Annotated in this window: 9 protein-coding genes and 1 pseudogene; 2 read left to right on the top strand and 8 right to left on the bottom strand. The window is 68.0% G+C overall.

Annotated features, from left to right (window positions below):
* Window positions 1-277 (top strand): annotated as a pseudogene (locus tag R1101_RS0109190) (pentapeptide repeat-containing protein); the annotation flags it as partial.
* 22 nt (window positions 278-299) lie between these two features.
* Here R1101_RS0109190 and R1101_RS0109185 read toward each other — a convergent pair.
* From R1101_RS0109185 to R1101_RS26250, 4 genes are all read right to left on the bottom strand, one after another.
* On the bottom strand, window positions 300-1,787 hold the full coding sequence (locus tag R1101_RS0109185; protein WP_016933148.1) for a flavin-containing monooxygenase: 1,488 nt from the start codon (window positions 1,785-1,787) through the stop codon (window positions 300-302).
* A 62-nt stretch (window positions 1,788-1,849) separates the two neighbouring features.
* Window positions 1,850-2,515 (bottom strand): potassium channel family protein, encoded by a 666-nt coding sequence (locus tag R1101_RS0109180; protein ID WP_026003062.1) that lies wholly within the window; start codon window positions 2,513-2,515, stop codon window positions 1,850-1,852.
* Complete coding sequence (locus R1101_RS0109175; protein WP_016933146.1) at window positions 2,508-3,863, bottom strand: TrkH family potassium uptake protein; 1,356 nt, start codon at window positions 3,861-3,863, stop codon at window positions 2,508-2,510. Before R1101_RS0109175 ends, R1101_RS0109180 begins: the two co-directional genes overlap by 8 nt.
* 78 nt (window positions 3,864-3,941) lie before the next feature.
* Complete coding sequence (locus R1101_RS26250; protein WP_081494061.1) at window positions 3,942-5,165, bottom strand: MFS transporter; 1,224 nt, start codon at window positions 5,163-5,165, stop codon at window positions 3,942-3,944.
* Between the two features lie 76 nt (window positions 5,166-5,241).
* On the opposite strand from R1101_RS26250, the gene R1101_RS0109165 reads away from it, so the two are divergent.
* The gene (locus tag R1101_RS0109165; RefSeq protein WP_016933144.1) at window positions 5,242-6,120 is read left to right on the top strand and encodes a LysR family transcriptional regulator; all 879 of its coding nucleotides are present in this window, start codon (window positions 5,242-5,244) and stop codon (window positions 6,118-6,120) included.
* Window positions 6,121-6,142: 22 nt separating this feature from the next.
* On the opposite strand, the gene R1101_RS0109160 is transcribed toward R1101_RS0109165, so the two are convergent.
* From R1101_RS0109160 to R1101_RS26245, 4 genes are all read right to left on the bottom strand, one after another.
* Window positions 6,143-7,570 (bottom strand): xylulokinase, encoded by a 1,428-nt coding sequence (locus R1101_RS0109160; RefSeq protein WP_016933143.1) that lies wholly within the window; start codon window positions 7,568-7,570, stop codon window positions 6,143-6,145.
* Entirely contained in the window at window positions 7,567-8,499 is a 933-nt protein-coding gene (locus R1101_RS0109155; protein WP_016933142.1) for a carbohydrate kinase family protein, read from the bottom strand. The genes R1101_RS0109160 and R1101_RS0109155 overlap by 4 nt, the downstream gene beginning before the upstream one ends.
* Window positions 8,496-9,968, bottom strand: a complete 1,473-nt coding sequence (locus tag R1101_RS0109150; RefSeq protein ID WP_026003061.1) for a mannitol dehydrogenase family protein — start codon at window positions 9,966-9,968, stop codon at window positions 8,496-8,498. The genes R1101_RS0109155 and R1101_RS0109150 overlap by 4 nt, the downstream gene beginning before the upstream one ends.
* Window positions 9,955-10,698 (bottom strand): zinc-binding dehydrogenase (locus R1101_RS26245; RefSeq protein WP_016933140.1); only part of this gene is annotated, 744 nt, incomplete at its 5' end. The genes R1101_RS26245 and R1101_RS0109150, both read right to left, overlap by 14 nt.

Raw genomic sequence — 10,698 nt, 5'->3', positions numbered from 1 at the left:
AGCCACGGGACACGACGTGCTCTTCCGCGGTTGCATCATCGACGAGCTGGATCTGGGAGGCGGCACGTTCACCCGCATCGCCTTCGAGGACTGTTCCGTCGGTGTCCTCGACGTCGACCGCGCCTCTCTCGACCAGGTCGATCTCCGCGGGCTGCGGATCGACACGATCCGCAACCCGGGCGGCATGAAGGGTGCGACGATCAGCTCCCATCAGGCCGTCGAACTGGCAGGACACTTCGCCGCTCATCTCGGTCTGCGCATCGAAGACCCCTCCTGAGGACGATTCCCCGCCCGACCGATCACATTCGTGCGGGTGGGACCGAGGAGACATCGAACGCCGCCTCGTCGAACGTCGACAGCTCCCGCAGCATCCGGTCCGTGGACCACGGCCAGTTGAAACTGTTGCGGCCGTTGACATCGAAGAAGTAACTACGACAACCGCCGGCGTTGTACACCGTCCCGCCGAGTGCGTCCTGCACCGTCCGGTTGAAAGCATCCTGCACGGCCCGCCGCGGTTCCATCCGGGTCCATCCCTCCTGCCGCGCGCGGATCAGCGCCTGCATGACGTATCCCAGTTGCGCTTCCAGGATCGTGAAGGCGGACGTGTGTCCGGTGCCCAACGAGGGGCCGAGCAGCACGAAGGCATTGGGGAAACCGGCGACCGTCGTTCCGAGATATGCCTGGGGGCTGCCACTCCAGTGATCGTCGAGGCTACGACCCTGCCCGTCGAAGATCCGCCCGGCGATCGGCATGTCCAGGATGCGAAAACCCGTACCGAAGATGACGGCGTCCACCTCGCGTTCGACACCGTCCCCGCCGATCACCACATTTCCCCGCACCGACGCCACGGCGGTGGGATGCACTTCGACGTTCGACCGGGTCAGGGATCGGTAGTAGGTGTTGGAGAACAGCATGCGCTTGCAACCCGGCGTGTACTCCGGTGTGAGGAGGTCGCTTAGTCGCCGGTCGTGCACCTGCAGACGCAACCATGCCCGGCCGACCTGCTGCAACGCCTTCATGAACGCCGGGTTCCGGAAGCCGAGCCCCAGCATTTCCATGATCGCGTACTCGGATCGTCGCAACACTTCGTGGGCACCCGGCACTCGGCGCAGGACGGTACGTTCGAGACGCCGGAGGGAATAGTCGGGTTTCGGCAGCACCCACTGGGCTGTGCGCTGATACAGGTGCAGCGCAGCAACTTCCGGCTGGATCTCGGGAACGAACTGCACGGCGGATGCTCCTGTGCCCACCACCGCGACGCGCTTTCCGCTCAGGTCGTACCGATGGTTCCATCGGGAGGAGTGGAACACCTCACCGGGAAAGGTGTCGAGCCCGGGAATGGGAGGGATGAGCGGTTCGTTCCAGGGGCCCGCGGCCGCGACGAGCGCATCGGCCGTGATCACTCCCGTGGACGTGTGCACCGTCCACCGATGGGTGCGGTCGTCCCACCGGGCGCGCTGCATCTCGGTGTCGAACCGGATGTGAGGGAGCACTCCGTTCGTCTCGGCCACGTCTTCGATGTACCGCCGGATCTCGGCCTGCCCGGCGAACAAGCGGGACCACTCGCGGTTGGGCGCGAAGGAGTAGGAATAGAGCGCCGACGGCACATCGCACGCACAGCCGGGGTAGGTGTTGTCCCGCCAGGTTCCGGCGATCGCGTCGGCCTTCTCGAGGACGACGAAGTCGTCGATACCGTGTCGGCGCAGGTGGACTGCGGCACCGAGACCGGAGATACCGGCACCGATGACGACCACATCGTGGTGAACGTAGGCGTTACCCGGCGTCATACCAAAAGTATGCCACGTGGGGGCGTGACGGCCGACACCATTTCCCGTCGCCCGATCCGGCCTCACGCCAGTTCGGCGAACCGTTCGGTCTCGCGCGCCTGCCCGGAGACGATGATCGTGTCGCCGGGAGAGATCACGGTGTCGGCCGTGGCGTAGGTGAATCCCTCCCCCGGTCGCTTGATCGCCACCACGGTCACGCCGTATCGGCTCCGGATCGTCGTCTGCGACAAAGGCTTTCCTACGGCGAATGCCGGTGCGACCGTCTTGACCATGGCGAAGCCGTCGTCGAACTCGATGTAGTCCATCATCCGCCCACGCACCAGGTGCGCCACGCGTTTGCCCATGTCGTGCTCGGGTCGCACGACGTGATGCACACCGATCTGGGTGAGGATCCGGGCGTGCGCGTTGCTGATCGCCTTGGCCCACACGTTCGGTACCGCCATGTTGATCAACGCCGAGGCCGTGAGGAGGCTCGCCTCGAGGTCGGACCCGATCCCCACGACCGCCCGGCCGTATTCGTGCACCGACAACTGCCGAAGTGATACCTCGTCGGTGGTGTCGGCGACGGCGGCGTGCGTGAGCCGGCCCGACACCTTCTCGATCACCGCTTCGCTCGCATCGATACCGAGCACCTCGGTGCCCTGAGCCATCAGTTCGAGCGCAAGCGATTTGCCGAATCGCCCGAGCCCCAGGACGACGACGACATCAGCGGCCGGTTTCCTAACCAATGAAGGGCCTTTCTGTGGGTAGTTCGTAGCGGCGACCACGGTCTCTGGCCGCCAATGCACTGACGAGCGTGATGGGTCCGATCCGGCCCAGATACATCAGCGTCACCAGGATCAGTTGTCCCCAGGACGGCAACTGAGCGGTGATGCCGGTGGACAGCCCCACGGTCGCGAACGCCGAGGTGACCTCGAACAGCAGTACGTCGAGGTCGAATGCGGTACCGGCGAGAAGCACGAGCGTCGGCACCATCACCAGCGCCACACCGATCAACGCCACCGCCAGAGCCTGGCGTTGGAGACGCGGATCGATGCGCCGATCGAACACCGTCACGGACTTCTCGCCCCGGACCTCGGCGGCGATGACGAACAACAACAGGGCGAACGTCGTGACCTTGATACCGCCGGCGGTGCCGCCGCTCCCGCCGCCGATGAACATCAGTACATCGGTCACCAGCAATGTCGCGTTGTCCACCTGGGCGTAGTCGACGCTGTTGAACCCCGCGGTGCGCGGCATGACGCCCTGGAAGGCGGCCGTGAGCAGCTTCGCGCCCCAATCGTGTCCCTGCAGAGTGTGATTCCATTCGAGCAACAGGACCAGCAGCGGGCCCACCACCAGAAGCACCGCGGTCACCACCACCGTCAACCGGGTATGCAGCGACCAGCGCTTCCGGTGTCCTCTCAGGTGCCTGCCGAGTTCGAACAGCACCGGAAATCCGATACCACCGAGGATCACCGCGATCATCAACGGCACACAGATCCACGGATCGGCGGCGAACCCGACGATGTTGTCGCTGTAGAGAGCGAACCCCGCGTTGTTGAACGCCGAGATCGCGTGGAAGACCCCCAGCCACATCGCTCGGGCCGGAGTTTCGTCGTAGCCCACGGCGAAGCGCATCGCCAGGGCCGACGCCACGACGGTTTCGATGAGCACGCTGGTACGCACCACACCGACGACGACGCTGCGGACGTCGCCGAGTCCGGACGTACGAACCTCCGCCGCAGCGTTGAGCCGGGCCTTCAGGCCGATCCGGTCGGCCAGCACCAAACCGATCAACGAGGCCATCGTCATGATGCCGAGCCCACCCACCTGGATCAGCCCGACGATCACACCCTGCCCGAATCCGGACCAGTAGGTGGGCGTGTCCACGACGATCAGGCCGGTCAGGCACGTCGCGGAGGTCGCGGTGAACAACGCCGCCATCACGCCTGCTCCGGCACCCGACTGCGTCGCGGCCGGGGTCAGCAGCAGCACCGTGCCCACCGCGATCGCTGCGGCGAAGCCCAGCGCCACCACCCTGGCCGGGCTGTGCGTCAACCGGTTCGCGAGGCGCCGGATCGGCGCGGACACCACTTCGGTGCGTCTACTCACATCGCCGAACACTAGACCCGTCGGCCGCACGCCCGGAAGCTCGGGGGGATCACTTCGGTGTCAGGCGTTCCCGGCCTGCTCGGCGGGAACGCCCGTCCGCGCACGCCTCACGCCCTGCATCTCGCGAATCCAGAGTCCGAGACCACAGGCGGGGAAGACCGCCCCCAGCACGCACACCGCTTTCCAGCCTCCACCGAAGTACGCGAGGGTGGACAGCACACTCCCGAGCGATCCCGCGAGGAAGTAGCAGGTCATGTAGGCGGTGTTGAGGCGGCTTCGAGCGTCGGACCGAAGCGGGTAGATCAGACTCTGGTTGCTGATGTGTGTTCCCTGGATCCCCAGATCGAGCAGTGCGACACCGATCGCCAGCGCGACGACGTGATGCTCCCCGACGGCGAGCAGCACGAAGCTCGCCGCGGTGACGGCGACGAAGAAGCCGGTCTGGCGACGCGCATATCCCCGGTCGGCGAGAGCACCCGCCACACGGGCGGCCAACGCACCCGCGACCCCGAAGAGGGTGAACAGCCCGATGCGCGCATCGGACCACCCGTATCCCGGTCCGGCGAGGAGGAAGCCCACACTCGTCCAGAACACCCCGAACGACGCGTACGTCAGTGCGCCGTACGCGATCCGTTGCCGCAGAACTACTTCGGCAGACACCAATCGGAGCACCGAGGCCAGCACCGCACGGTACCCGGCATCGGTGGTGGGGACCGACTCCGGCAGGGTGCGGATCAACAACACGGTGAACAGCATCAGCACGGCTGCGCATACGAACACCGCCCGCCAGCCTGCCACCTCGGCGATCAGTCCTGCCACCACGCGGGACAGCAGGATGCCCAGCAACAGACCGGTCATGACGTTGCCGATGACACGTCCACGCTCGTCGTCGCGGGCGAGACTCGCCGCGAAAGGCACCAGCACCTGGCCCACGACCGATCCCGTACCGACCAGGACGGCACACGCCGCCAGGATCCGCCAGTCCGGCGACCACGCCATGACCAGCAAACCGGCAGCGGTGACGAGGAGCATCCAGCGCAGGAGTGTCCGTCGTTCGACCATGTCCCCGACGGGAACGAGGAACGCCAGGCCGAGCGCGTACCCGATCTGTCCGGCCGTGACCACGAGCCCGACCTCGGCAGTGGAGGCTTCGAAGGTCTCGGCGATGGCGCCGACCAGCGGCTGCGCGTAATAGCTGTTGGCCACCACCAACCCCGAGGCAAGGGCCATCACCGCGACGAGTCGGCGATCCATGCGAGGGGTCGAGATATCGGTGCGTGACATGGATCCGATCGTCGGACGCCGTCCACCGATCTGTCCAACGGGATAAATCGATCGATCGCAGAAGTAGAATCGATCAATGGAGTTTCGTCAGCTCCGCCATTTCCTGGCGGTCGTCGAGCACGGTCACTTCACCCGTGCCGCCGAATCCGTGCACCTGTCCCAGTCGGCCCTCAGCGCCTCCGTCCGCGCGCTGGAGAACGAGCTGGGAACACCGTTGTTCGAACGCACCACCCGCTCGGTGGTCCCGACCGATGCCGGCAAGGTGCTCTATCCCTATGCGCAGAGAATGCTCGGGGAAGCACAAGACGCGGTGGCCGCCGTCGGCCGGTTGCGAACCGGAGAACTGGGCACACTGACGCTGGGGACGGTGCAGACGTTCACCGCAGTGGACCTCCCCGCACTGCTGGCGCGCCTGCACGGCAGGTTTCCGGGAATCGGAGTGACGCTGAGGGAAGCGACCACCGACGAACTCTTCGATGCCGTGACCACAGCGGAGCTGGACCTGGCATTCGTCGCACTCGATGCACGCCCGCTCCGGTCGGGGCTGACCGCCCTCCGGACCTACCGTGAGGAACTGACCGTCGTCGCGGCCCCGGATCATCCGCTCGCTGCGGTGACGGACATCGAGATGCACGACCTGCAGTCCTGTTCGTTCGTCGATTTCCAGGCGGGCACCGGTCTGCAGACCACGATCGAGTCGTTGTTCGCGGCTGCGGGAGTGCACCGGCACATCACGTTCCGGGTCGGCGACATGAACCGGCTCCTCGAACTGGTCCGCTACGGCCTCGGAGTGGCGGTCGTGCCCGAACCGATCGCGCAGCGCAGCGGGCTTCGGCGGATTCGCATGAACACCGGAAACCGGTGCCGCACTCTCGCACTCGTCGGACGCACCAACGCGTCCCCCAGTAGGGCCGCGAGACTCTTCCTCGACCTGCTCACCGATCCGATCGCATGACCCCGGTGCCGAGCGAGTGTTCTCATCCCACCGAGCGTGATTCCAGGGCGATGTCCGAACCGTCCGTCAGGTCCCGCACCTCCGCGTAGCGCTCCCGCACGTGCGGGGTCGGGTCGGCCTCGTAGCGGCGTGTCGCGCCGGATTCCCACGCCGGGGGCTCGTCGCCTCCGCGCAGCACCCACGCCGCCTGCCTGGCGGCGCCCCGGGCCACGTACTCCCCCGGTTCGGGCACGTCGACGGGCACGCCGAGCACGGCCGGCGCCAGCTCGCACACCGCCCGCGAGCGCGCGCCTCCCCCGACGAGCAGCACCCGGCGGACCTCGGTGCCCTGCACCCGGATGTGGTCGATGCCGTCGGCGAGCGAACACAACAGACCTTCGAAGGCCGCCCGGGCGAGATGCGCCGGGGTCGCCGTGCCGAGCCGGAGTCCGTGCAGGGCACCCGTCGCTCCGGGACGGTTCGGGGTGCGCTCCCCTTCGAGATACGGGATCAGCACCAGCCCCTCACTCCCGGGCGGCGCCGAGAGCGCGAGGCGAGTGAGTTCGGCATGGTCGACGCCGAGCATCGTCGCCGTGGCGTCCAGCACGCGAGCACCGTTGAGCGTGCACACCAGCGGCAGGTGCCTGCCGGTCGCGTCGGCGAATCCCGCGACGTACCCGTCCGCGTCGCGGGCCGGCGTCGTGGACACGGCGCACACCACTCCCGACGTGCCGATCGAGACGACCACGTCGCCCTCACGGACGCCGAGGGCGAGCGCGCCCGCGGCATTGTCGCCGGCACCCGGCCCGAGGAGGGCGCCGGAACTCGTCTCACCGACGCGCTCGGCCGGCCCGGCGACCCGCGGAAGGAGGGGGCTCGGTCGGCGCAGGGCCAGTTCGAGCAGCTCGTGGCGGTAGGTGTTCGTGGAGGCGTCGAAATAGCCGGTGCCGCTCGCGTCGCTGCGGTCGGTGATCAGCCGGTCGAGATCGCGGTCGGTGCGCATCGTCCACGTCAGCCAGTCGTGCGGCAGGCACAGTGCCGCGGTGCGATCGGCGTTGCCGGGTTCGTGGTCGGCGAGCCAGCGGGTCTTCGCCACGGTGATCGCGGCGAGCGGCACCACTCCGACGGCCTCGGCCCACGCGTCCGAGCCACCGGCCTCGTCGACGAGATCGACTGCTGCCGCTGCGGATCTCGTGTCGTTCCACAGCAGCGCGTCGCGGACCACGTCGCCGCGCTCGTCGAGGCACACCATGCCGTGCTGCTGCGCTCCCACCGAGATCGCCGCGACGTCGTCGAGTCCTCCCGCTTCGGAACACGCCCGTTCGAAAGCGGCGCGCCACTCCAGCGGGTCGACCGCGGTACCGGGCGGATGCGGAGCGCGACCCTCGCGCACGACGGCTCCGGTGTCGGCCTCGCACACGACGACCTTGCAGGATTGGGTGGACGAGTCGATCCCGGCGACGAGCGTCATCGCGCTGCCTCCCGGGCTGCTGTGCGATCGGCCAGGGTGGGCAGATCGGCGCCGGCGCGCGCAACGGTCAGGCCGGACGTCCACGCCGCGGTATCGAGCACGTCGCGCAGTTCACCGGTGCCGATGCCGCGCAAGCGTTCGCGCCGGTCGGCGCCGAGGAGGCCGCAGGTCCACAATCCGTCGAGCAGACCGGTGGTGAAGGCGTCACCGGCCCCGACCGTGTCGACCACCTCGACCCGCACGGCGGGTACCTCGACGGTTCCGGCCGCGCACAGCGCCACCGCACCGTGCTCGCCGTGGGTCACCGCGACGATCGCCGGTCCTCGCGAGAGCCAGTCCCGAGCGGTGTCGAGGGGATCGCGGTCGGGCGCGAACCACGTCAGGTCCTCGTCGCTGGCCTTGACCACATCGGCGAGCGAGACGAGGCGTTCGATCCGTTCCCGTCCGCGCGCCGGGTCGTCGATCAGCGCCGGGCGGACGTTCGGATCGAAGCTGACCGTGGACGTTCTCGACTGCTGCGCAACGAGTTCGGCGACGAGGTCACAGCCCGGTTCGAGCACCGTCGCGATGGATCCGGTATGCACGAGCACGGCGTCCACCGACGGCGGTGGCTCGACGGGATCCCAGACGATGTCGAATTCGTACTTCGCGGAACCCTTCTCGTCGATCTCCGCCTGCGCGGTCGCCGTGCGCTCGGCTGCCGCGCTCCCCGGTGTCAGCGACACACCGGAAGCCGCGAGGTGGTCGACGATCCGCCGCCCGCGGGCGTCGGTGCCGACGCGTGTCGTGAACCGCACGGGCCGGGCGAGTCGCCCCAGACCCAGTGCGACGTTGAGCGGGCTCCCGCCGACATGCTCGACGGGTTCGGCACCGCCGCGGTGGACGATGTCGACGAGGGCTTCTCCGACGACGAGGGCGTGGCCGTTCATTCCGGCTCTCCCGGAAGTTCCTTCAGGGTGGCGCGGGCGCCGTCGTTGTGCAGGGCGTTGAGCGCCCAGGTGTAGGCGTCGACGAAGCGATGGTTCTGCGCGAGATCACCGAAGACCTCGGTGTTCTCGATGAAGGCGGTGGGATGCGTGAGTTGTCGTCGCGCGATCGGGACGAGCGTGTCGGCGAGTCGGTCGACGACCTCGATCGGTTCCCCCTGCTCGTCGACGCCTTCGGCGTAGCGCGCCCACGAGGCGACGATCGCCGCGGACAACTGCACGTGACCACCGGTGGCGAGATTCTCCCGGATCACCGGCACCAGCCACTTCGGGATGCGGTCGGACGATTCGGCGCACAACCGTGCGATGGTGTCCCGGATCTCGGGGTTCGCGAACCTCTCGATGAGGGTGGTCTTGTACTCGTCGAGATCGATGCCCGGCACCGGTTCGAGGGTCGGTGTCGCCTCGGTGTCCATGTAGGCGCGCACGAACCCGGCGAGGAGCGGATCCTGTGCGGCCTCGTGGACGAGTCGGTATCCCATGAGGTAGGCGAAATAGCAGAGTCCCTGGTGGCTCGCGTTGAGCAGGCGCAGCTTCATCAGTTCGTAGGGAGCGACGTCGTCGACGAGCTGCACTCCTGCGTCCTCGAACGGCGGCCGTCCGTCGGCGAAGGCTTCCTCGAGGACCCACGAGGTGAACGGCTCGGTGGCGACCGGCCAGCGGTCCTGCACGTCGAAACGTTCGGACAAGGCCGAGACGAGCTCGTCGGTGGTCACGGGGGTGATCCGATCGACCATGGAGTTGGGGAACCGGACGTGTTCGGAGATCCACTGGGCGAGTTCGGGATCGACGAGCCGGGCGTATTCGGTGAAGACGCGGCGGGCGACGGTTCCGTTGCCCTCGATGTTGTCGCACGACATCACCGTCGGGGCACGAAGTCCCCGGGCGCGGCGCCGGGCGAGAGCTTCGGTGACGAGACCGAAGACGGTCGCCGGTGGTTCACCGGAGTGCAGATCGTGTTGCACGGCCGGATCGTCGACGTCGAATTCGCCGGTGTCGTGGCGGATGGTGTAGCCCCCCTCGGTGACGGTCAGCGAGATGATCCGAGTGGTCGGAGCCGCCAGGAGTTCGACGACGGCCTCGGGATCGTCGGGGGCGTAACGGTAGTCGACGACGGAGCCGATCACACGCGGCTCCCAGGTGCCGTCGGGGTGGGTGAGCACGAGGGTGTACAGGTGGTCCTGGGCGGCGAGCGCCTCCTGCATGCGGCGATCACCGGGGAGCACCCCGACGCCGCAGATACCCCATTCCTTCGCCTTCCCCTGTTCGAGGAGCCGGTCCACGTACATCGCCTGGTGCGCGCGGTGGAAACCACCCACACCGAAGTGCACGATGCCGACGGAGACGTCGTCGCGCCGGTAACCCGGGACGGGCACGCTCAGCTCGGGGAGCGTCCGCTCACTCACACGCATGGTCTTCGATCCTTCCTGCCGGGTCGGTCACGTCCACGACGGCCTTGATGTTTCCCGGTATCCGGTCGGAGTCGAGCGCGTCGGCGGCCTTGTCGAGGGGAAACCGGGCGGTGACCATCGAGTCGAGATCGACCCGGCCGGATTCGACGAGTGCGAGCGCGGTCGGCCACGTGTTCGCGTAGCGGAACACTCCGGTCAGGATCAGTTCGCGGTTCTGGACGAGTTGCACCGGCAGGGTCATCGTCTCGGCGCCGGATCCGACGAGGACGACGGTGCCGCCGGCACGGACCGCGCGAATGCCCGAGTCGACGGCGGCAGGGGCGCCGGACGCGTCGATGTAGGCGTCCACCCGCAGGGTCGACGGGTCGTCGACGCGGGGGTCGAGCGCCGCGCTCGCGCCGAACGACAGTGCGGTCTCGCGTCGTCGTTCGTCGAGGTCGGTGACGACGACCTCGACCGCGCCGAATGCGCGGGCGACCTGGGCGACGACGATGCCGACGGGTCCGGCGCCGGTGACGAGGACCCGTGAGCCGGCGGTGACGCGGGCCTTGCGGACGGCCGCGATACCGACCGACAGCGGCTCGCACAGCGCGGCGGCGTCGTCCGACACGGTCTCGGGAACCGGATGTGCGAAGGCGGCTCCGATGGTGACGTACTCGCACAGCGCGCCGTCCACGGGCGGGGTGGCGAAGAAGCGCATGTGCGGGCACAGGTTGTAGTCGCCGCGGCG

The organism is Rhodococcus sp. R1101 (genome assembly GCF_000278445.1).
GTDB classification, from domain to species: Bacteria; Actinomycetota; Actinomycetes; order Mycobacteriales; family Mycobacteriaceae; genus Rhodococcus; species Rhodococcus gordoniae.
The sequence above is the reverse complement of the archived record's forward strand: the minus strand, read 5'-3'. Positions and strand labels throughout refer to the sequence as shown.